Source organism: Streptomyces sp. SCL15-4, assembly GCF_033366695.1.
Lineage (GTDB): Bacteria > Actinomycetota > Actinomycetes > Streptomycetales > Streptomycetaceae > Streptomyces.
The window spans coordinates 4823533-4841369 of the sequence record NZ_JAOBTQ010000001.1; the positions used below are offsets into that span (position 1 = coordinate 4823533).

A 17837-nucleotide genomic window follows, 5' to 3' on the forward strand; every position below is an offset into this window, starting at 1 on the left:
GACGTAGACCCACGAGGCGGCCGAACGGTTGCCCCTACTGCCCCGTCCGGTTCATCTCGTTCAGGGCGCGCAGCTCAACTTCCTTGGCGCGCTGCTGATCCTCAGTGAGGCCGGCCCAGAGTTTGAGGATGCGCTCCTGGGCTTCGGCGCTGAGAGGGCCGGGTGCCTGACGGCCGGCGGCGGCGAAGATCTCGGCCTCGGTGAACTTGGGGAACTCGCGGGCGAGGGCGCGGAGCTTCTCCGGGTTTGGGCCGCGTTTGCCACCTCGGGTGCGGTTGGCCCAGCTGTTGATGGTGGAGACGCCCGTGCCGATGCGGCGCGCGATCTCGGTCTCGTTGACGCCGTACTCGGCCTTCAAGCGAGCGAGAAGCTGCGCCAGATCTTCGGTGCGCTCCGGGGTGTCCACGGGGTAAGAGTGCCCGTGGATCTTCTACTTTTGCAAGCCAAAGTAGAAGCGTGGCGGGTTATGTACCCGGCGCGCAACCTCCCCGTCACGCCCCGTGCGCTCGGCATATGCCACGCCTCGTGAACAGGCGTTCGAAATATGCCACACGTCGACGCCCCCCATCAACACTCACTGACACTCACTTGACCTCACTGACGCTGACACAGTAGAAATGTGTCAACGGCGCCGCGAGGTGCCGGACAGGGCTACAGAACTGCGCGAGGCACACATGACCGACCTGATCCGCAAGGACGCGGGCAAGCCACTTCGAGACGCGATGCAGCGGCGCGGAGTGACGCAGGCCGAACTCGCCGCCCGTACACGGGTGGTGGACGTCCGCGGAAAAGGAGTGAGCGTCGCAACCGTCAGCAAGGTCACCGGCCGCGGCCGGACGGCGGTCGACACCTGTCGGCTGCGCACCGCATGGCTCATCGCCTCGGCGCTGGCCGAACCCTTGCAGGACATCTTCGACATGCCCTCAGTTTCTACTGACACAGTGGAAAGGTGTAACCCCCATGGCGACTCAGACCCTCGCTGAGCGCACCGAGATCCTCGCCCCCACCGGGCTCGCGCCGCTCTTGACCACCGCCCAGCTCATGGCCCGCTACGGGGTGTCGAACTGGACGGTCAACGAGTGGGTGAAGAACGGCTGCCCGGTCGAGCCGACCGCGTTCCGGGGTCGGCGCTTCGACCTCGCCAAGGTCCAGGCGTGGATGGCCGAGCAGAGCGCGCGGCCGGCCGCCTGACCTAGCCCCTGATGCGCCGAAGGGCCGCTCTCAGCTTCCCGGCCCGAGCGACCCCCGACCGGCGCCCCTACAAGATCCGAAAGAGAGGCCCCGATGGGCACCAACGTTACCGAACCGAATGCGCAGGCCAGTCCCCGGCCACTGCGCCCGATCAGCGAGCAGCGGGCCGCGGCCGAGGCGCTGGTCGCGCTGACCGAGATGCTGGGCTCGTTGCCCGGCGGGTACATCAAGATCCACCAGCCGTACTTCAGCCCGGCCTGGATGGGCATCCAGTTCGAGACGCCGCAGGCGTTCGAGCTGTGGCGCGAGGCTCTGTGCATTCCCGGGGCGGACGTATCGCTGCACGCGACGTCGGACGCGTACGTGTGGCTGGGCGCCACGACCGTCTTCCGTGGCGTCAGGATCGAGTTGACCGGGTTCGACGTGCCGCTCACGGCGGAGCAGGCGACCACGCCGCAGGTGACCGGCGAGGCGCCGGCGGTGGCGGCATGAGGGAGACGCACCGCGACGAGTGGCGGGTGATGGTCACCATCACGCCGCGCCGTCCCGCCGACCTCGGGCTCACCGGGCTCGACGCTCTCGCCGAGTTCGTTGCCCCGGCCGGTCCGATCACGGTTGCCGTCCTGCCGCGCCGCCTTGGCGACCTGGGGTTCGTGTCGGTGGGTGACCAGCTCGCGAGCCGGGACATCGATGCCGACTACCGGCGCCGCTGCGAGGAGATCGCGGCCGAGCTGCGGGGGCGCCCGCAGGTCGCCGAGGTCACCGTGATGTGCACCGAGACGCACACGTGCTCGCACTGCCGGTTGGGGTGGGAGGTGCTGACCGCCGAGGAGGCGGCCGACCCGGCGAATCAGCAGGACGAGCACACGGTCGAGGGCGAGCCGGTCTGCTGCGAGGCCGCCATCACCGAGTTCCGGGCCGAGCGCGGTATCCGGGCGCTGGCCGAGACGGGCGGTGCGGCATGAGCGAGACGCCGATGACCCCCGAGCAGCGCGCGCAGCTCGCTGAGCTGATCGGCGACGCGCAGCCCGCGACCAGCCGTCTCCTGGAGCAGCTCGCCGAGTCGGTCCGGGACCGCCGCGAGCACGACCACCCGACGTGGGAAGACCTGTACTGCCTCAACCTCGTCTCCTGGATGGGCGAGCGGATGGGGCCGGTGCTGCGCCGGTTGCTGGACGCTGAGGCCCGGGTCGCCGAGCTGGAAGCGGAGCGCGAGCGGCGCCGTGTCCGGCTGGCGGCGGCCGAGGCCGATCTGCTGGCCGTACGGGGTCTGCTGTCCCCGGCCGGCGGGCCGCGCCGGGTCCCGGCCGAGGTGGAGATCCACGAGCGGGTGGCGCCGGCGGTCGAGTGGCTGCTGAACCGCGTCGCCGAGTTGGAGACCGAGCGGCATACCACCAACGCGTCGCTGTCCGACGCCGCCGAGGCGCTGCGCGAGGACCGTGACCGGATCGCGAACCTGGAGCAGCTGCTCGCCAGCAAGGGTCGGACGGTGGACGAGGACCCGATCCGGTACGCGCTGACCGAGCGGGCGGTGGACCGGTTGACGCGGCTGTTCGCGCCGACGCAGGCCCTCCGCGAGGCGGAGCCCGTCGAGGCACCGAGCCTGACCATGTACCGGGCGTCGCACGACTCGACCGAACTGCGCCTCTACACCACCCGCGAGGCCGCCCGGACCCACTGCGAGACCCTCATGCGCCGTGAGAACCCGGCCGCCACCGTGGAGTGGCGCCCGGACGGGGAGTGGCGCGAGGACGACGACGGCGAACCCGGCCCGGACGACGCCGAGGAGTTGTACGTCTTCGGCTCGCATGAGGACTCCACATGGGGCCCGTCCGGCTACGTCGTGACGCCGCTGAAGGTCGCCTCCGAGCACGACGAGGGGGCCGACGAGTGACCGCCCGTGACTACCCGGCCGAGCGGATCGAGCGGTATGTCTCTGCCCTCAACGACGCGGACACGTACGCGCAGATCAGCACCCCGGCAGACCGCGAGCGATTCGCCCGTGCGGTGATGGCTGTGGCGGACGCCGAGACCGATCCGGTGTACCGCTCGGGATACGACACCGGCCGTTTGCACGCAGGCGCCGGAAGCGGCACCACCGCCGAGCGTGACTGCCTCGCGATGGCCGTGATGTTCGCGCTCCAGTGGACGCCGAACGCACCGATGGGCCTGCGGGAGGGCATCGAGGAGATCCTCGCGACGATGCCGGTGCCTGCGGGGGAAGGCAGCCGCACGTCGGCCGACGCCACCCCCGGACCGACCGGCCGCGTCGCCCGGCTCCTCGACGCCATCCGCACCAGCGGTGGCCGCTGGACCACCCCCCGCGCCCTCCGGTTCTACCGGGACAACTTGCGCGAGCTGAACCACTGGCCCGACAGCCGACTGCGCACGATCGCCCGCGACGACCTTCGCGACCTCGCCGCCTGGGGCCACCTGATCCGGCACGAGGAGCCCGGCCGCACCTACTTCGTGCTCAAGACCCGGAAGGACGCCCGCTGATGCCGGACACCATCACCCGCCGCGGCTGGCTCCTCGCCGCCATAAGGGCCTACGGCCGGCCGGTCACCACCCAGCTCGCCGAGCAGATGATGACCGGCTCGCCGGGGCCGACGTCCGGCCGCAACACGGCTCGGAAGGATCTGCGGGCCTTCGCCCGGCACGGGCTCCTCATCGCGGTCGACGTCGACGGCCGCCGTATCTACCACCCCCCGACCACTCCGGAAGGACAGCCGCCGATGAGTAACCCGCTGATGCCGATGCGCGACCACGAGCGTGTCCTCGGTCAGATCGAGCGCGGGGAGGTCCGGGTAGGCCCGGACACCGCGCGGGAGATCGCCGCCCGCGCCGAGGTGGCGTACGGCGACGCGTTCGCCGGGTCGCCCGCGGAGGCGCTGCGCCGCCAGATGTGGGCCGCCGCCGTTGCCAGCGTCATCACGACCACGGAAGGCGGTATGGCCGCATGACCGGGCCCGAGCACTACCGCGAGGCCGAGCGCCTGCTCGCCATGTCGCGCGACATCCTGCGGCCGAACGACGACGGGCACTGTGAGGCCGACCGCATCATCGCCGAGGCGCAGGTACACGCGACGCTCGCTCTCACCGCCGCCACCGCCATGCAGGCCGCCGTCGACGGCAGCGAGCACGGCATGGGCGGCCCCGAGTACGCCGCCTGGTACGAGGCGGCGGGCGTCAAGCCCGCGAAGGGCGGCGATGCCTGATGACCAACGCAACCGTGCAGGCCGGGGCTCAGGCCCCGGCCGCCGGCCGCCGGGTCACCCCCACCGGCCGACTCATCCTCCCCGCCGACGCCGACCGCAACGTCTGGCTCACCGCCCGCCGTTCCGGCATCGGCTCCTCCGACGTCCCGGCCATCCTCGGCCTGGTCGAGAAGAAGCCGCCGATCAAGGTCTACTACGAGAAGCTCGGCCACGACGTCGATGACGCCGGCGAAGCCGCGTTCTGGGGCACCGTCCACGAGGAGCCCGTCGCCCGCCACTGGGCCATGCGCAACCGCAGCGTCATCCGCCGCGTCGGCCTCGTCGCCCACGTCGAGCACCCGCACTGGATGACGACCCTCGACCGGCGCGTCACCGAGTGCCCTCTCGCAGAGGACAAGCGGGTCCCCTGCGCGCTGGAGGTCAAGACCCGCTCCGCGTTCAAGAACGCGCAGTGGCACGCCGGCGCCCCGGACGACGTCCTCGCCCAGATGCTCTGGCAGATCGTCGTCAACGGCTATGACCACATGCACTTCGCCGTCCTCATCGGCGGCAACGAGTACCACCAGGGCACCGTCCGCGCCGACCAGTACACGGACGTCATCGCGGACATCACCACGGCCATGGACAAGTTCTGGGCCGAGCATGTGCAGGCTCAGGTGCCACCGGTGCCGTCCGGCGACGGCGAGGCGGTGGCGCAGATGTTCCGCCGCCTGCACCCCACCCGCTCCGGGGCCGTGGACATCGACCGTCGCCCCGACGCCCTGGACGCACTCCTGGACTACAACCGCCACCAGCGCGAGGAGTCCGCCGCGAAGAAGGCGAAGGCCGCCGCAAAGGCCCGCATGATCGCCGCTCTCGGCGGCGCCCAGGAGGCCCTGATCGGCGGCGAGCGTGCCTACGCGCTGGAGCCGTCGAACGCCGCGCCGAAGGTCGACCTGGAGCAGCTCGCAGAGCGCTGGCCGGACGCCTACGAGGCCTGCGTCAAGGCCAACCCGACCGAGCGCATCGCCATCTCCAAGGCATTCAAGGGGGGCATCTGACATGGGTCTGCGCGAGAACGCAGCCGCCGCAGCCGGCCGGACGCTGACCGACAGCGAGCCCGCGGCCGAGGCCGTTGAGGTACGCGAGGCACCGGACCTGACCGAGCCGGACCTCGGCGACCTCTCCCAGGACGCCGACGCCACCACGAACGCGATCACCGCCTGGTCGCGGGTCATGGGCGAGGTCCGCGCCATCGGCAAGCACGAGGAGTTCAAGGGCGGGCGCGCCGGCAACTTCAACTTCCGTGGCATCGAGACCGCGTTGAACGCCTTCGGTCCGGCCTGCCGCAAGCACGGCGTCCTGGTGATCCAGCACAAGGTGGAGACCGAGTACCGGGACATCTCCACCAGCAGCGGTGGCCGGATGCGGGAGTGCACCGCCCTGGTCACCTTCCGGATCTACGGTCCGGACGGCTCGTACTTCGACTCCCAGGCGGCTGGCGAGGCTTCAGATTCCGGTGGCCGGTCGACTCCGAAGGCGCAGAGCATCGCGCTGCGGACCCTGCTCATCAACAACGGTCTGGTGCCGACCCAGGACCGGGACGCGGACGCGGTGCACTTCGAGCGCGCGGAGTCGCCGGCGCGGCCAGCGGCCAGCTACCTGGATGAGATCTGCAACCCGCAGACGAGCGCCGGGCGGTTGCGGCAGATCCACTACGAGCTGCGGCAGTCCAGGCAGCTCGGCGCATTGGTCACCAACGAGGTCGGCGACGAGGAAGCGATCGGCGAGATGGTCGTCCGTATCGGCAAGGAGCGCGCCGCCGGAGGTGCCGAATGACCTCCTGGCACCTCCAGCGCATGGCCGCTCTCGACTTCGAGTCCAGCGACAAGGACGCCGACACCGCCCGCATCGTCACCTGCGCCCTGATCTTGGTCAACGGCGGCATCCCCACCGACACCCGCACCTGGCTCCTCAACCCCGGCATCGCCATGCAGCCCGAGGCGATCAAGGTGCACGGCATCACGGACGAGTACGCCGCCGAGCACGGCATGCCCGCCGAGCAGGGCATCGGGGAGATCGCCAAGGCCATCACCGAGGTCGTTGCCGCCGGCATCCCGCTCGTCGGCCACAACATCGGCGGCTACGACCTCAACCTCCTCGACCGCGAGTGCCAGCGGCACCTCGGCGACAGCCTCGAAGGCATCTGCCGCCAGCCGCTGACCCGGGTCATCGACACGATGGTCCTCGACCGGTACTGCGCCCCGTTCCGGAAGCGGATCAGCGAGACGCAGGGCCCGTACCAGATGCGGACCACCGCCGAGACGTACGGCCTGCCCTGGGACGAGGAGCAGGCGCACGGCGCCGAGTACGACGCGCTGATGTCGGCGCGGGCCGCGTACAAGATGGGCGTCATCGCCCACACCCCGTACCGGCTGCGCCCGGACTGGGTCCTCAACCTGCGCGTCAACCGGTTCAACGCCCTGCGGGACGTCACCGTCGAGGAGCTGCACACCCGGCAGGTCGAGTGGTATCGCGAGGACGCCCAGGGCTACCAGAAGTGGCTCCGGGACCCGGCGAAGTCGGGCGACAAACACGACCCGAAGGCCGTGATCCCGACCGCGTGGCCGCTGCGCCCGATCCCGGCCCAGCGCGGGGGTGAGGCGTGATGCTCGGCCTGACCACCACCCGACGCCTCCGCACCGAACTCGCCGCCGCCCACGCCGAGATCGCCCGGCAGCGGCGCCGCGCCGACACCGCCGAGGAAGACGCTGCCACCGCGGTCTACAACCGGCGGCAGGCGCTGCGCCAGGTCGCCGAGGCCGACGCCGCGAACTGCCGCCTGCACGCCCGGAACAAGGAACTCACCGAGCGCTTGGCCGAGTCCGGCCCGGAGCACACCGCCGCCCTGGAGCGGCGGGTGGCCCGGCTGCTGAAGGTCGGCGCCCGGCTCCTCGCCGCCCGGGACGCGGAGCAGCACCGCGCGGACCACCTCCAGCAGCGCCTGGACGACGCGATGGGCCTCAACACCGAGGCGGTCGGCGCGGGCCGGAACTGGCAGCGCCACCGCCAGGACGGCGGCCGGCGGGTGGCGTCATGAGCGTCCTCGCCGCGGTCCTCGGCGCCGCCATCACCGCGGCCGGTGTCGTCTCCGTCGCCATCGCCCGCACCTGGCCCGGGGCATCCGGCCGCCGCCGCGCCGGCACTCCGGTCCTCCAGTCCGTCGAGGCCCTGGAGAAGCTCGCCGCCCGGTGCGCGACGGAGCGCCGGATCACGGTCCACGCCCGGACCCGGGTGACGCGCGAGCTGCTCTGCCTCGACTGCCGCAACCCCAGCCCCAACCCGCTCATCCACGACGCCCGAGAGGGAGCATCGTGACGACGCTCTTCGACATCACCCCCGAGGCTCCGGCCGCCCCCGCGGCGGCCGGGCCCCGGCCCGGCCCGTTCGTCATCGCCCTGCCCCCCGGGCTCTTCCTCCTGAACTCGAACCAGCGGCTGCACCACAAGCGGAAGGCAGAGCACACCGCCGCGATCCGCTCGGCCGCGATGGAGGCCGTCAGCGAGTCCCCGTCCCTCATGGACGCGCTCGCCGCGGCCAAGCCCGGCGTCCTCTTCCAGCGGGCGCACGTCCTCGGCGTGCTGCACCCAGCGTCTGGGCGCCGCGCGGACCCCGCGAACTGGTACCCCAGCTTCAAGGCCGCCGTGGACGGACTCGTGGACGCCGGCCTGTTTGAGGACGACGACCACACCCGGGTCGTCGGCCCGGACATGCGACTCGGCCGGAAGATCAAGGGCGGGCAGATCGCCCTCGTCGTCCGCGGCCTGGAGCACGGCGAGGACCCGCTCGGCTACAAGGCGGCGGCCCGATGACCACTGCCCTGCGCCTAGCCGAGAAAAAGGCCCGCATCCAGCGAGAACGGCTCGGACCCGCATCCCAGCCGGCCCAGCCCATCGCGGACCACATCCGCATGCTGCTCGCTGCCGGCTGGACGCGGCTGGAGATCGCCGATCACGCCTGCCTCAACCGTCGCACCCTGCACATCATCCTGACCGGCACGCAGCAGAGAGTGCATCGGCACACCGCCGAAGCGGTCCTCGCTGTGCAGCCTGATGCACCGCGGGACCGCGTATTCCCGGTGGGCAGCGCTCGCCGGGTGCAGGGCCTGGCCGCCATCGGCTGGACGGTGCGGCAGACCGCGCAGGCGACCGGCGTCCCCGAGCAATTCCTCCGGGATCTGCTCGGGGGACGCTACCGACGGATCTCCAAGGAGAGGGCCGCCGCGATCACGCGGGTGTGCCGGGCCCGGTACCTGATCCCCGGGCCGTCCGCCGTGGCCCGCAGGGTCGCCGCGCGCAACGGCTGGGCGCCGGTGACCGCGTGGGAGGACATCGACGACCCGGCGTGCGAGCCGGACATCGGCCGGGCGGCAGTGTGACGGCACGCCGACGCCACCGCGACCCGCCGGCCGAGCCCGAGTACCGGCCGGGTCAGCTCCTCGACTGGACCGCCTCCTCGCACTGGGACTACGACGGCCCCCGCCCGTGCCGGTACTGCGGTTTCCCCACCCAGCTGCGCGACTCCCACCGCTCCCCGGCGCACAAAACGTGCGCCGAGGAAGCCCTCGCCATCCAGGCCGCCGAAGCGCAGGCCGCCTACCGCCAGAACGGACAGATCACATGAACGAGAAGACGCCCGAGATCTCCGTCGACGCAGCCGCGCACGTCCTCTTCCAGGAGCGGCTCGGCGGCTGGCCGCCCAGCACCTTCCCCACCAAGTTGCTGGACGCCTGGACCTCGGCTGACACGGCGAACGCCGAGCGCCTCGCCATCGCCTTCCCCGAGTACGCCGCCGCCATCTCCCTCGTCCGCAGCGGCGCGCAGGGCATCGCCCAGCTCCGCGCCATCGCGGGCGACTCCTGACCCCCACGCCCCAGCCCCACCGATCCAGAAAGGCCAGCACATGCCCAAGCTCAGCTCCGCCGACGTCCCCAGCGTCAAGCTCGACTCAGCCGCCGGCGCCATCGAGGTCAGCCTCAGCCGCGAGCAGCGCCGCGGCCTCTTCGAGAAGCCCGGCCGCACCGTCTTCGCCATCGTGGAGATCACCTCCAAGTCGTACACGGGCCACGCAGAGCAGGAGGACAAGGACCCGGAAGTCAAGGTCCGCATCACCTCCTGCGAGGTCGCCCGGTCCGACGAGGACGCCGCCGCCCTGGCCGACGCCAAGCGCGCCATGTGGAGGGGCCGGCAGATCGACGGAACGCTGGACGAGGTCGGCGAGGGCCCGCAGCGCCCGGACGCCGCCCTCCTCGACGTCACGGCCAGCAAGCCCACCGAGGACGAGCTGAAGGCGCACAAGCAGCGCCAGGAGCAGCGTCGCCGCGACGAATACGTCCGCTAACGGCCTCCGTCCGGGGCGGTCCTCAGCGGGCCGCCCCGGACCATCCGGATCTTGCCGGATCGATTCCGCACCACGTGAGAGAAGACCAAGTTGAGCAGCGACGAGCAGGCCCCCGCGCCCGGAAGCGTCCCGAACGCGTTCGGCAACGCCCTGTCGTGGAAGTGGACGCGCCAGATGTCCGCCTACCTGCGGCGGTCCGGCCTGCCCTTGCTGCTGTGCCAGCTGCGGAACCTCGCCGCCGCCTCCGGGGAGATCGCGTTCGCCTCGGACCGCAAGCCGATCCGCATTCAGGACATCGCCAAGGCCGCCTGCTGCGACGAGAAAGACGCCCGCCGCTACATGGACGCCGCGATCCGGGCCGGCGTCGTCCGGGTGCTCGGCGAACGGAAGCGGGGCAAGGCGACCCGGTACGCGCTCGTCGTGAGTCCGTGGCCGGACTGGCAGGCGGCCGAGGACTACCTCCGGTCGACCGCCCGGAAGCGGGCCCCAGCGTGGGAGCAGCCCGCCGAGAGTTCGGGGGACAGCGCCCCGAACCAGAACGGGGGACAGCGCCCGGAACTTACCGCCGGTACGCCGCGGGAAGTTCCGGGGACAGCGCCCCGTATGAGTTCGGGGGACAGCGCCCCGAACGGTTCGGGGGACAGCGCCCCGAACAACCCAGGGGGGTTCCCATGGAGTTCCCAAGACGGGGCTGATGTCGGTTTCCAACCTCAGGTAGTGGGCGCTCCCGAAGACCAGCCGGATTCCCACGAACACCACCACGACAACCCGAGCAGCGACCCCGACGCCTGGACCCGCTGCACCGTCTGCCGCCGCCCGATCCTCCCGGACCCGAAGCGACCCGGCCGCACCGTGCACGCCCGCTGCGAGCCCCACCTCGCCACCACCCACCCGGAGAGGCACAGCGCATGACCATCCCCGCCGCGCCCTGCCGCACCGACCCCGACCGCTGGTTCAGCACCGACCCCACCGAACGCGCCTACGCCGCACGCCAATGCCACCCCTGTCCGCTGCTGCTCAGCTGCATGCGGCAGGCCCTCGCCGCCGGCGAGACGCACGGCGTGTGGGGCGGCGTGGACTTCGAGACACGACCACGCAGGGCACGTACGGCCGCTGGACGAACACACGCGCCAACCGCGGCCTCCCAGACCACCAGCAGCCCGAACGGCGCCCCAGCAGCCACACAGGCCCTCCCAGTAGCCAGCTAGCCCCACCCCACCACCCACCACGAAAGGCACGCGCATGACCCCCGACCAGGCCATGTGGGTCCGGGAACACGTCCTGGCTCCCAAGGAGATCCCGCCCGCCGACCCCGAATGCCCGTGCCAGGGCGTCTCCAACGCCTGCCAGCGCGGCGAGCACGACGCATGCGGCCACGACCAGTGGGTCGCCTGGTGGGGCACCGAACCGGAGACCGTCATCGGCCAGGGATTCGGCCCCTTCCCCTGCCGCGGCTCCGCCGGCCTCGACCGCGGACAGGCCACGGTCTACCTCGCCGACCGCGAATGCCACACCCGCTGCAACTGCCACTGCCACCAGCCCATCCCGGAACCCAGCACAGCACCGGAGCACACCGAGCAGCTCGACCTCTTCGCGGCGTAGCCCCTCCGCGCTCATCCGGTTCCACCGGCCCCCGCGCGATATCCACCCACCACCCCGAAGGACACCAGCCTCATGACCCACGACCTCCCGCACGACCCGTACATCACCGCGGTCACCACCGCGCTCACCGCCGCCGGCCTGGAGCCCAACGACCACTGGACCTCCGACGCCGACCTCGACCGGTACCGCGATGACGACCTGGCCGGGATCGCCGCGATGCTCACCGCGGTCCTGGAGTGGGACGGCGACCATCCGGCCATCGGCGACGGCGTGGCGCCGTACGGCGTGGTGCTGGTGTGGGAGCACCCGGTCGAGTCGTGGATGTGGGCGCGGCGGGGCCGGGACGGGCGGCTGGAGCGTGACCCGGAGGTTCTGCCGAAGCTGGGCCGGTGGTCGGACCCGGCTGCCGTTGTGGCGGTGGTGCGGGCGCTGCTGGCCGGCGAGCCGGTGCCGGAGGGGTACGCGCCGTACTGGCACGAGGCCGACAGCGTCCGGCGCGCGGTGGACGCGTGGACCGCGGTCGAGACGGGCCAGTGACCGCCGCGCTGCGCCGCCGTGTCTGCCGCCCGGCCGTGACCATCCCCACACCAACCACCAGGAGCAGCAACGTGACAGCTCACCGGCTCGTGTTCCTGTCCTGCAACGGACGGCAGGACGGCCACCTCTGCGACAACACCACAATGTCCGACCTGTACGTCTCCGGCGCGAGCCCCAAGACCGTCAAGGCAGCAGAGGCGGCGCCACTGGCCCGCGGCTGGCACCGCCGCCCCCACGGCCGGCACGTCTGCCCGGACTGCTGGGACGCAGGCCAGCGGTGACCACCCCGCACGTAAGGCAGCCCGGCCGCGCTTGTACCGCGGCCGGGCCGGCCCCAGCCTCCCACACCCCGACCGCCCGCCCGCACCAGACATCCGGAGTGACCGTGACCGACCGCGCCACCACCGCCGAACCCGACCTCACCGAACTGGCCCCGCTCGTCCGCGTCGTCACCGACGCCCTGCGCGAGACCCCGCTCACCCTCGGCACCCCGGCCGGCATCGCCGACCTCGCCGCGACCATCACCGTGCGCGTCGCCGCGTACGTCGGCCGCGAGGTGCTCCCGCCCGGCCCGCCCGCCGACCGGGCCGCCGAGATCGAGCAGCTGCGCGCGAAGTACAAGGCCGGACTCCGCCGCGCCGACGCGACCAACAACGCCCTAATGGAGGAAGTACAGCGGTACGCCGCCGGGACGGAACGCCCCGTGCTCTGGTCGGTCTACAACGAGATGCACAAGCGGGCCCTGAACGCCGAGGCAGAGGTGGACCGGCTGCGTCGGCTGGCTGGCGGGCAGCAGGAGCCCGTCGCAGTGGCGGAGCAGCCCGTGGCAGGCCTGACCGTCGACTCCCTCGCTCGCCTCCTCGCCGGCGCCACCGCCCTCACCGGAGACACACCGCCGTACGACCAGCTCCCGGACGCCGACCGCGAGCGCTACCTCGGCGAGGCCCGCCAGCTCCTGGACCGCGCGGACGGAGGGCAGCAGCCATGAACCGCCCGCGCTGCCCCCGCGGCCACTTCCTCCCCGCCAACGCCCCGACGCCCCAGGCAGACACCTGCCGCTGCGCCCCCGCCCGCCGCCGGCGGAAACGCCGCTACCGGCCCAGCTCCGACCTCCGCGGACAGCACGCCACCCTCCGCCAGCTCTACACCGCCACCACCATCCCGCTCACCGGGACGTACCTGTGACCGCCGTCCTCGCCTACGTCGTCCTCGTCGCCAGCACCACCGGCGTCCTCTGCGCCCACTGGCTCTACCTCCCACGCCCCACTACCCGGAAGGACCCCACCACGTGAGCACCACCCGCCAGAACCCCGATGGCTCTTGCAGCCCCGCCACCCCTCTGCCCCTCACCAACGGCCTCGACGTCGAGGTGCACGGCACCGGTCCCTACGTCTGGCAGGCGTGGATCGGTCTCGACCGCATCGCGTCCGGCCGAGCACGGACTCGCCCGGGCCTCCAGTTCGCCATCTGGCGCGCACGGCGCCAGGCGGCCAAGAGGGCGCAGCGATGACCCAGCCGAGCCCCGACGCGCGGGCCGTCGCCCACGCCATCGACGCCCTGACCACGCAGGTTCGACGCATCGCCGACGCCCTTACCCTCACGGCGCAGCAACGCTCCGACGCTACCGACGGCGCCCCGACGGCGGCACCCGCAGCGCTGCGGGACATGGCCGCCATCCTGCGGCACATCGACCCCGAAGGGTTCCGCGAGGCCGCCAGCTGCTGCGAGGCACGCGCCTTCGCCATCGAGCACGGCTTGGCTAAAGAGTCCGACGACGAGCGCCCGGCCCCGGCCGCCGACGAGGAGCAGATGCTCCGCTGGGCCCGCCGCGAGTCCCTCCTCGTCCTCGTCACCCGTGTCCAGCACGGCCGCACCCTCACCGCGGACGAAGCCCGCATCCTGCGCCAGCACGTGGAGACCGAGATGCGCGAGGCCGAGACCGCGCGCGCCGAGCTGGAGCAGGCGCAGGCCGCCATCGAGCGGGTGCGCTCCCTCCGTACGCCGTTCGTGATGTGGCGGGACATCGCCACCGCCCTGGACGGCGCCGAGCAGCCCACCACCACAGCGCCGCAGGACGGAGCCACGCCGTGAACCTCCCCGCCACGCCCGGCGCGCTCGTGCTCGCGGCCCTCGCCTGCGCCGGCATCGGCAGCCTGTGCTTCCTCGCCGCCGGCATCGCCTGCCTCACCGAGACCCTGCACGGCATCCGGGCACGGCGCCGGAGCGCCCGGTGACGGGCCCGTCCAGCACACCCCGGGGCGACCACACGCCCGCCCCGGGCACCACCTGGACCCACCGCCTCGGCGCCTCCATGGAACGAGCGATCAACGCAGAGCTGCGACGGATCGCACGCCGAAGCACGGTGCGCCCGATGCCCGTGCGCCTGCCGACCAGCTCGCCCATCGCCCCGCCCACCGATCAGAACCAGGAGCAGTGACCATGCCAGCCACCGACCAGCACACCCGAACCCACATCAAGGCCCTCGCCGACGAGATGAAGCGGCACCTCGCCGCGCCAGCCGCCGCACCCGCCCAGGTCTTCCTGTCCGGCATGCTCACCGGCCTCGCCTCGGCCATCGAGATCCTCGATGGGCGCACCGCCGAACAGGCCGCCGAGACCGTGGAGCAGCGACTGGCCGCCGCCGTCGGCCGCGCATACATCGACGGCAAGCTCGGCGAGCAGCCGGCGCCCGTCGACTGGGAGGCCATCGCCCAGCAGCGCGAGCGCGAACTCCGCGACGTCGGCGAGGCCCGGCACACCGCCGAGCAGGAGCGGGACGGCGCGTACCGCGAGCGGGCACACCTCGTCGCCCTCCTCGCCGCCCTCACCGACGGCGCGGTCATCACCGACGCCCAGGACGTGGACGAGCCCGGCTGGCAGATCGTCTACCTCACCCTCGGCGGCCGGCAGTGCTCCTGGCACATCGCACCCCGGGACACCAGCCTCTTCCAGCACGTGGAGCGGGTCGACGCCCTGGACGTCCGCGCGCTGTGGGACGGCCACACCACCGAGGCCAAGTACGCCGGGATCGCGGCGTGGACGGCCGAGCTGGCGCAGCACTGCGGGCCGGTCTGCTCGGAGATGCATACCGAGCGCGGGCGCTGCGAGATCGCGAGGAACCGGTGACCGCACACGGACCGGCGGCCCGCCGCATCGGCCAACACCTCAAGCGCCTGCGGCAGAAGGCAGGCATTTCGCAGGCCGAGGCAGGACGCCGCATCGCAGAACAGCGCGGCGTACCAGCGTGGTCCCGTCAGGCGATCAACGCTGCGGAGAGGGGCGGTCGGGCATGGACGGCTGACGACCTGGTGGCGCTGGCTGCCGCGTTCGGCGTGACTCCGGGCTCGCTGTTCGGTGAAGTACCCACCTGCACGCGGTGCCAGGGCGTGCCTCCGGACGGCTTCAGATGCAACACCTGCGGCGCTGGAAATGGAGAGGGCTGACCATGTCCGTCTGGCAGATCGTCGCCATCCTCGCCATGCAGATCATCGGCTGGTACCTCGCCAGCCACATCACCGAGACCCGCGCCGCCCGCCGCGAAGCCCGCCGTGCCGTCCTCGACCAGAAGCTGCACCAGGCCCTGCGGGACCTGTTCGAGCAGCGCGAACACCACACCACCCACCCGCACCGCAGGGAGCACTCATGAAGGACGCCCAGGTCCGCCAGATCCTCCGCCACCACCGCGACGGCGACGGACCCATCCACAAGCTCTTCAGGACCGGCGAGATCACCGAGCACACCGCCCCGACGCTCCGGGACCGCATGATCCACCTCACCCTCGACGCCCGGGACACGGAGGCCGACCTCATCGAGGACGTCATCGGCTACGTGGTCCAGGTCGGCGCCCGGCCGCCCGTGACCGGCTGGCGCACCCGCCGCTGACCATGCGACAGGGGCGCGCCCACGATCTCCCCAGACCAGGCGCGCCCCCTCGGTGCTGATCACCGTACCGCCCCGCAGCACCACAGGAGCCTCACGATGAGCACCGCCGCCACCCACCTCCGCACGATCGCCCTGCACTGGGCCGACCTCGCCGAAGCCGCCGGCCAGCCCGTCACCGTCGGCGCCTTCGGCCTCGGCCTCCGCGGCTACCTCGCCCGCCTCGACCAGGCCGACGCCGACCAGATCGAGTACGACCGCCTCCAGGCCGCCTACCTCCGCTCCCTGGAGCGCGACCCGATTCAGCTCGGCGACCGCCCCGTCCCGGTCCGCCTGCACATCCTCGACACCATGCGCGTCATCGAGGCCGCCCTCGTCGCCTGCGCCGACGACATCGCCCACGCCGCCCAGCGCGCACCGATCACCCAGCCGACCGCCCGACGTACCGCCGTCGCCCCGTACGCCAGCCAGCGCGACGCCGACATCGCCGCCGCCGACCGGCGCCGCCGCGAGCAGCTCGCGCTCGCAGACCAGCGGGACCCGCGGCGCTGGCGGTACACCGGCCACCGGACCGCGCCGTACGCCGCGCTGTGGCTCCTCGCGCGGGTCGAGCGCGCGCCGGGCCCGTGCCGGCGCCTGACCGAGGCCGAGGAGCGGCGGATCGGCGCGGTCGCGGCCGGCGCCGCCGAGCGCCTGGAGCGCGCCCTCGACATCGCCGCGCAGCGCCGGACCCTGGAGCAGCCGCACGAGTGCGGTGGGCTGATCGACGTGCACGGTGGGGAGGGCCGGGTGCCGGTCGCGCACTGCACGGGGTGCGGGCGGGTCTGGGCGGAGGGCGGGGTGATCGCGGCATGAGGCTGGCCTGCCTCCGGGTTCGCCTGTATGCGCGGGCAGCGCTCGGCATCCGTGACGTTCGGCAGTTCACGCTGCGGCGACGCATCGAGGCGCTGAAGGCGAGGCGCGGACGCATGAGGCGCGAGGAGGCTCGTGACCGGAGGCGGATCGCCTTCCGGCTGACCGGCTGGTGCCTGTTGCTGGCCAGTTTGGCGGTCGTCGCATGGGTGACCGTGACATCCTGATCGCACGGCATCCGGGTGCAACGCCCGGCGCGGAGCGGCAGTCCTAGGTGCACTGCTCTGTGAAGGGCCCGCCTTCCGGCCGGAGGATGGGGACCCTTGTGCCGCCCGAGCAGCACGCGGCCCGCCGTCCCTCAGGATCGGCGGGCCGTCGCGGAGGTGCCCCTCCCGGTGTGCAGCCGACCGTACGCCCGACGGGGGCCGAGAGGCGCTGGTGCCTCACCCGTCCAGGTAGCCGAGCGCGCTGTCGGGCCGGCAGTGCGGGCAGGCGGGGACGCCCTCGACCAGGGCCCGGAGCGCGGCGGCCCGGGACACCCCGCGCGCCCGTTTCCCGGTCGACCAGCACCCGCCTTCGTGGACGTAGACCGGCGGCGAGTCCCGGCCGATGCCCAGCTCCAGCAGCCAATCCGGGGCCGGCGGCCGGGCCTGTGCGCCCTGCTGCCGTTCCTGCTCCTGCCGCTCCAGCTCGCCGATCTGCCGCCGCACCCGATTGAGGGTGTGGGCGAGCCACGTCTCCAGGGTGCGGAGACGGGGCAGGTCAGGCGGCAAGTCGTTCACATGTTCGATAATAGGATGGTGGCCGTGACGAGCACGCCGTGCCCCGGGCGCTACCACCTCCTGCTGACCAACGGTGGTCGGCCGGTCCAGCACGGCTGGTGGAACGACGAGTCGACCGCCCGACGGAAGCTGTCCCGGTGGGTCGGCTCCTGGGGCTGCCCCGGCGCCCGCATCACCCTCACCGACGAGGACGCGGGCGAGCTGTTGACGAGCTGGCCCGAAGAGCCGTGACCGTCTGCCATCCTGAGCACCATGGCCCACCGCCCGTACCCGCGCCTCGACCGCGCCCGCCGGCAGGTAGACCGGCACAGGCCCACTCCACCGTCTGCGTCGCAGCCCTCCGCGGCCGAGGCGGGGCAGCGCCTGGCCGCCTTCTTCCGCGTGATGCCGCGGGTCGG

38 protein-coding genes are annotated in these 17837 nt (G+C 72.5%); 36 read left to right on the plus strand and 2 right to left on the minus strand.

What is annotated here, in order from left to right:
* Positions 1–34: 34 nt before the first annotated feature.
* A complete protein-coding gene (locus tag SCK26_RS21325; protein WP_318202903.1) occupies positions 35–406 on the minus strand; it encodes a helix-turn-helix transcriptional regulator in 372 nt (123 codons plus the stop codon).
* A gap of 268 nt (positions 407–674) precedes the next feature.
* Here SCK26_RS21325 and SCK26_RS21330 point away from each other — a divergent pair, with 268 nt between their 5' ends.
* The 35 genes from SCK26_RS21330 to SCK26_RS21495 all read left to right on the plus strand — a co-directional run bounded on the left by SCK26_RS21330 (position 675) and on the right by SCK26_RS21495 (position 16884).
* Positions 675–983, plus strand: coding sequence for a helix-turn-helix transcriptional regulator (locus SCK26_RS21330; protein WP_318202904.1), 309 nt, complete (start codon positions 675–677; stop codon positions 981–983).
* On the plus strand, positions 961–1191 hold the full coding sequence (locus tag SCK26_RS21335; RefSeq protein WP_318202905.1) for a hypothetical protein: 231 nt from the start codon (positions 961–963) through the stop codon (positions 1189–1191). The genes SCK26_RS21330 and SCK26_RS21335 overlap by 23 nt, the downstream gene beginning before the upstream one ends.
* Before the next feature lie 93 nt (positions 1192–1284).
* Positions 1285–1683: a hypothetical protein gene (locus SCK26_RS21340; protein ID WP_318202906.1), complete on the plus strand. Its 399-nt coding sequence runs from the start codon at positions 1285–1287 to the stop codon at positions 1681–1683.
* Complete coding sequence (locus SCK26_RS21345; RefSeq protein WP_318202907.1) at positions 1680–2156, plus strand: hypothetical protein; 477 nt, start codon at positions 1680–1682, stop codon at positions 2154–2156. The genes SCK26_RS21340 and SCK26_RS21345 overlap by 4 nt, the downstream gene beginning before the upstream one ends.
* Positions 2153–3085 carry a hypothetical protein gene (locus SCK26_RS21350; protein ID WP_318202908.1) on the plus strand — a complete coding sequence of 311 codons (933 nt, stop codon included), beginning with the start codon at positions 2153–2155 and terminating at the stop codon, positions 3083–3085. Before SCK26_RS21345 ends, SCK26_RS21350 begins: the two co-directional genes overlap by 4 nt.
* Positions 3082–3690 (plus strand): hypothetical protein, encoded by a 609-nt coding sequence (locus SCK26_RS21355; RefSeq protein ID WP_318202909.1) that lies wholly within the window; start codon positions 3082–3084, stop codon positions 3688–3690. Before SCK26_RS21350 ends, SCK26_RS21355 begins: the two co-directional genes overlap by 4 nt.
* Positions 3690–4154 (plus strand): hypothetical protein, encoded by a 465-nt coding sequence (locus tag SCK26_RS21360; protein WP_318202910.1) that lies wholly within the window; start codon positions 3690–3692, stop codon positions 4152–4154. Before SCK26_RS21355 ends, SCK26_RS21360 begins: the two co-directional genes overlap by 1 nt.
* Complete coding sequence (locus SCK26_RS21365; RefSeq protein ID WP_318202911.1) at positions 4151–4408, plus strand: hypothetical protein; 258 nt, start codon at positions 4151–4153, stop codon at positions 4406–4408. Before SCK26_RS21360 ends, SCK26_RS21365 begins: the two co-directional genes overlap by 4 nt.
* Positions 4408–5448 (plus strand): lambda-exonuclease family protein, encoded by a 1041-nt coding sequence (locus SCK26_RS21370; protein WP_318202912.1) that lies wholly within the window; start codon positions 4408–4410, stop codon positions 5446–5448. Before SCK26_RS21365 ends, SCK26_RS21370 begins: the two co-directional genes overlap by 1 nt.
* 1 nt (position 5449) lies before the next feature.
* Positions 5450–6226 carry an ERF family protein gene (locus SCK26_RS21375; RefSeq protein ID WP_318202913.1) on the plus strand — a complete coding sequence of 259 codons (777 nt, stop codon included), beginning with the start codon at positions 5450–5452 and terminating at the stop codon, positions 6224–6226.
* A complete protein-coding gene (locus SCK26_RS21380) occupies positions 6223–7056 on the plus strand; it encodes an exonuclease domain-containing protein (RefSeq protein ID WP_318202914.1) in 834 nt (277 codons plus the stop codon). The genes SCK26_RS21375 and SCK26_RS21380 overlap by 4 nt, the downstream gene beginning before the upstream one ends.
* Positions 7056–7487, plus strand: a complete 432-nt coding sequence (locus SCK26_RS21385) for a hypothetical protein (protein ID WP_318202915.1) — start codon at positions 7056–7058, stop codon at positions 7485–7487. The genes SCK26_RS21380 and SCK26_RS21385 overlap by 1 nt, the downstream gene beginning before the upstream one ends.
* On the plus strand, positions 7484–7765 hold the full coding sequence (locus tag SCK26_RS21390) for a hypothetical protein (protein WP_318202916.1): 282 nt from the start codon (positions 7484–7486) through the stop codon (positions 7763–7765). Before SCK26_RS21385 ends, SCK26_RS21390 begins: the two co-directional genes overlap by 4 nt.
* Positions 7762–8259 (plus strand): hypothetical protein, encoded by a 498-nt coding sequence (locus SCK26_RS21395; protein ID WP_318202917.1) that lies wholly within the window; start codon positions 7762–7764, stop codon positions 8257–8259. The genes SCK26_RS21390 and SCK26_RS21395 overlap by 4 nt, the downstream gene beginning before the upstream one ends.
* Positions 8256–8825, plus strand: coding sequence for a hypothetical protein (locus tag SCK26_RS21400; RefSeq protein ID WP_318202918.1), 570 nt, complete (start codon positions 8256–8258; stop codon positions 8823–8825). Before SCK26_RS21395 ends, SCK26_RS21400 begins: the two co-directional genes overlap by 4 nt.
* Complete coding sequence (locus SCK26_RS21405; RefSeq protein ID WP_318202919.1) at positions 8822–9070, plus strand: hypothetical protein; 249 nt, start codon at positions 8822–8824, stop codon at positions 9068–9070. The genes SCK26_RS21400 and SCK26_RS21405 overlap by 4 nt, the downstream gene beginning before the upstream one ends.
* Entirely contained in the window at positions 9067–9309 is a 243-nt protein-coding gene (locus tag SCK26_RS21410; protein WP_318202920.1) for a hypothetical protein, read from the plus strand. Before SCK26_RS21405 ends, SCK26_RS21410 begins: the two co-directional genes overlap by 4 nt.
* A 40-nt stretch (positions 9310–9349) precedes the next feature.
* Positions 9350–9787, plus strand: coding sequence for a hypothetical protein (locus tag SCK26_RS21415; RefSeq protein WP_318202921.1), 438 nt, complete (start codon positions 9350–9352; stop codon positions 9785–9787).
* Positions 9788–9877: 90 nt separating this feature from the next.
* The gene (locus SCK26_RS21420) at positions 9878–10699 is read left to right on the plus strand and encodes a hypothetical protein (protein ID WP_318202922.1); all 822 of its coding nucleotides are present in this window, start codon (positions 9878–9880) and stop codon (positions 10697–10699) included.
* On the plus strand, positions 10696–10995 hold the full coding sequence (locus SCK26_RS21425) for a WhiB family transcriptional regulator (RefSeq protein WP_318202923.1): 300 nt from the start codon (positions 10696–10698) through the stop codon (positions 10993–10995). The genes SCK26_RS21420 and SCK26_RS21425 overlap by 4 nt, the downstream gene beginning before the upstream one ends.
* Before the next feature lie 34 nt (positions 10996–11029).
* Positions 11030–11389, plus strand: coding sequence for a hypothetical protein (locus SCK26_RS21430; protein WP_318202924.1), 360 nt, complete (start codon positions 11030–11032; stop codon positions 11387–11389).
* Positions 11390–11461: 72 nt separating this feature from the next.
* Positions 11462–11926: a hypothetical protein gene (locus SCK26_RS21435; RefSeq protein ID WP_318202925.1), complete on the plus strand. Its 465-nt coding sequence runs from the start codon at positions 11462–11464 to the stop codon at positions 11924–11926.
* Positions 11927–11997: 71 nt separating this feature from the next.
* The gene (locus SCK26_RS21440) at positions 11998–12207 is read left to right on the plus strand and encodes a hypothetical protein (protein ID WP_318202926.1); all 210 of its coding nucleotides are present in this window, start codon (positions 11998–12000) and stop codon (positions 12205–12207) included.
* Between the two features lie 98 nt (positions 12208–12305).
* Entirely contained in the window at positions 12306–12914 is a 609-nt protein-coding gene (locus SCK26_RS21445) for a hypothetical protein (protein WP_318202927.1), read from the plus strand.
* The gene (locus tag SCK26_RS21450; protein WP_318202928.1) at positions 12911–13111 is read left to right on the plus strand and encodes a hypothetical protein; all 201 of its coding nucleotides are present in this window, start codon (positions 12911–12913) and stop codon (positions 13109–13111) included. Before SCK26_RS21445 ends, SCK26_RS21450 begins: the two co-directional genes overlap by 4 nt.
* 103 nt (positions 13112–13214) lie before the next feature.
* Complete coding sequence (locus SCK26_RS21455) at positions 13215–13436, plus strand: hypothetical protein (protein ID WP_318202929.1); 222 nt, start codon at positions 13215–13217, stop codon at positions 13434–13436.
* Positions 13433–14017 (plus strand): hypothetical protein, encoded by a 585-nt coding sequence (locus SCK26_RS21460; protein ID WP_318202930.1) that lies wholly within the window; start codon positions 13433–13435, stop codon positions 14015–14017. The genes SCK26_RS21455 and SCK26_RS21460 overlap by 4 nt, the downstream gene beginning before the upstream one ends.
* Complete coding sequence (locus SCK26_RS21465) at positions 14014–14160, plus strand: hypothetical protein (protein ID WP_318202931.1); 147 nt, start codon at positions 14014–14016, stop codon at positions 14158–14160. The genes SCK26_RS21460 and SCK26_RS21465 overlap by 4 nt, the downstream gene beginning before the upstream one ends.
* Positions 14157–14363 (plus strand): hypothetical protein, encoded by a 207-nt coding sequence (locus tag SCK26_RS21470; RefSeq protein WP_318202932.1) that lies wholly within the window; start codon positions 14157–14159, stop codon positions 14361–14363. Before SCK26_RS21465 ends, SCK26_RS21470 begins: the two co-directional genes overlap by 4 nt.
* Before the next feature lie 2 nt (positions 14364–14365).
* Positions 14366–15052: a hypothetical protein gene (locus SCK26_RS21475; RefSeq protein WP_318202933.1), complete on the plus strand. Its 687-nt coding sequence runs from the start codon at positions 14366–14368 to the stop codon at positions 15050–15052.
* Positions 15049–15369 carry a helix-turn-helix transcriptional regulator gene (locus SCK26_RS38010; protein WP_412080769.1) on the plus strand — a complete coding sequence of 107 codons (321 nt, stop codon included), beginning with the start codon at positions 15049–15051 and terminating at the stop codon, positions 15367–15369. Before SCK26_RS21475 ends, SCK26_RS38010 begins: the two co-directional genes overlap by 4 nt.
* A 2-nt stretch (positions 15370–15371) precedes the next feature.
* Entirely contained in the window at positions 15372–15572 is a 201-nt protein-coding gene (locus SCK26_RS21480; protein WP_318202934.1) for a hypothetical protein, read from the plus strand.
* Complete coding sequence (locus tag SCK26_RS21485; RefSeq protein ID WP_318202935.1) at positions 15569–15808, plus strand: hypothetical protein; 240 nt, start codon at positions 15569–15571, stop codon at positions 15806–15808. The genes SCK26_RS21480 and SCK26_RS21485 overlap by 4 nt, the downstream gene beginning before the upstream one ends.
* A 96-nt stretch (positions 15809–15904) precedes the next feature.
* A complete protein-coding gene (locus tag SCK26_RS21490; protein ID WP_318202936.1) occupies positions 15905–16660 on the plus strand; it encodes a hypothetical protein in 756 nt (251 codons plus the stop codon).
* A complete protein-coding gene (locus SCK26_RS21495; protein ID WP_318202937.1) occupies positions 16657–16884 on the plus strand; it encodes a hypothetical protein in 228 nt (75 codons plus the stop codon). Before SCK26_RS21490 ends, SCK26_RS21495 begins: the two co-directional genes overlap by 4 nt.
* A gap of 216 nt (positions 16885–17100) precedes the next feature.
* On the opposite strand, the gene SCK26_RS21500 is transcribed toward SCK26_RS21495, so the two are convergent.
* On the minus strand, positions 17101–17439 hold the full coding sequence (locus tag SCK26_RS21500) for a DUF6233 domain-containing protein (RefSeq protein WP_318202938.1): 339 nt from the start codon (positions 17437–17439) through the stop codon (positions 17101–17103).
* 24 nt (positions 17440–17463) lie between these two features.
* On the opposite strand from SCK26_RS21500, the gene SCK26_RS21505 reads away from it, so the two are divergent.
* Complete coding sequence (locus SCK26_RS21505) at positions 17464–17670, plus strand: hypothetical protein (RefSeq protein WP_318202939.1); 207 nt, start codon at positions 17464–17466, stop codon at positions 17668–17670.
* The last annotated feature ends 167 nt before the right edge of the window (positions 17671–17837 follow it).

Coding starts and splice junctions, on each gene's coding strand:
- SCK26_RS21390 (WP_318202916.1), top strand. CDS start 7,484: ATGAGCGTCCTCGCCGCGGTCCTCGGCGCCGCCATCACCGCGGCCGGT.
- SCK26_RS21475 (WP_318202933.1), top strand. CDS start 14,366: ATGCCAGCCACCGACCAGCACACCCGAACCCACATCAAGGCCCTCGCC.
- SCK26_RS21345 (WP_318202907.1), top strand. CDS start 1,680: ATGAGGGAGACGCACCGCGACGAGTGGCGGGTGATGGTCACCATCACG.
- SCK26_RS21335 (WP_318202905.1), top strand. CDS start 961: ATGGCGACTCAGACCCTCGCTGAGCGCACCGAGATCCTCGCCCCCACC.
- SCK26_RS21410 (WP_318202920.1), top strand. CDS start 9,067: ATGAACGAGAAGACGCCCGAGATCTCCGTCGACGCAGCCGCGCACGTC.
- SCK26_RS21400 (WP_318202918.1), top strand. CDS start 8,256: ATGACCACTGCCCTGCGCCTAGCCGAGAAAAAGGCCCGCATCCAGCGA.
- SCK26_RS21370 (WP_318202912.1), top strand. CDS start 4,408: ATGACCAACGCAACCGTGCAGGCCGGGGCTCAGGCCCCGGCCGCCGGC.
- SCK26_RS21340 (WP_318202906.1), top strand. CDS start 1,285: ATGGGCACCAACGTTACCGAACCGAATGCGCAGGCCAGTCCCCGGCCA.
- SCK26_RS21385 (WP_318202915.1), top strand. CDS start 7,056: ATGCTCGGCCTGACCACCACCCGACGCCTCCGCACCGAACTCGCCGCC.
- SCK26_RS21450 (WP_318202928.1), top strand. CDS start 12,911: ATGAACCGCCCGCGCTGCCCCCGCGGCCACTTCCTCCCCGCCAACGCC.
- SCK26_RS21360 (WP_318202910.1), top strand. CDS start 3,690: ATGCCGGACACCATCACCCGCCGCGGCTGGCTCCTCGCCGCCATAAGG.
- SCK26_RS21485 (WP_318202935.1), top strand. CDS start 15,569: ATGAAGGACGCCCAGGTCCGCCAGATCCTCCGCCACCACCGCGACGGC.
- SCK26_RS21430 (WP_318202924.1), top strand. CDS start 11,030: ATGACCCCCGACCAGGCCATGTGGGTCCGGGAACACGTCCTGGCTCCC.
- SCK26_RS21330 (WP_318202904.1), top strand. CDS start 675: ATGACCGACCTGATCCGCAAGGACGCGGGCAAGCCACTTCGAGACGCG.
- SCK26_RS21415 (WP_318202921.1), top strand. CDS start 9,350: ATGCCCAAGCTCAGCTCCGCCGACGTCCCCAGCGTCAAGCTCGACTCA.
- SCK26_RS21490 (WP_318202936.1), top strand. CDS start 15,905: ATGAGCACCGCCGCCACCCACCTCCGCACGATCGCCCTGCACTGGGCC.
- SCK26_RS21380 (WP_318202914.1), top strand. CDS start 6,223: ATGACCTCCTGGCACCTCCAGCGCATGGCCGCTCTCGACTTCGAGTCC.
- SCK26_RS21480 (WP_318202934.1), top strand. CDS start 15,372: ATGTCCGTCTGGCAGATCGTCGCCATCCTCGCCATGCAGATCATCGGC.
- SCK26_RS21495 (WP_318202937.1), top strand. CDS start 16,657: ATGAGGCTGGCCTGCCTCCGGGTTCGCCTGTATGCGCGGGCAGCGCTC.
- SCK26_RS21425 (WP_318202923.1), top strand. CDS start 10,696: ATGACCATCCCCGCCGCGCCCTGCCGCACCGACCCCGACCGCTGGTTC.
- SCK26_RS21375 (WP_318202913.1), top strand. CDS start 5,450: ATGGGTCTGCGCGAGAACGCAGCCGCCGCAGCCGGCCGGACGCTGACC.
- SCK26_RS21460 (WP_318202930.1), top strand. CDS start 13,433: ATGACCCAGCCGAGCCCCGACGCGCGGGCCGTCGCCCACGCCATCGAC.
- SCK26_RS21350 (WP_318202908.1), top strand. CDS start 2,153: ATGAGCGAGACGCCGATGACCCCCGAGCAGCGCGCGCAGCTCGCTGAG.
- SCK26_RS21365 (WP_318202911.1), top strand. CDS start 4,151: ATGACCGGGCCCGAGCACTACCGCGAGGCCGAGCGCCTGCTCGCCATG.
- SCK26_RS21435 (WP_318202925.1), top strand. CDS start 11,462: ATGACCCACGACCTCCCGCACGACCCGTACATCACCGCGGTCACCACC.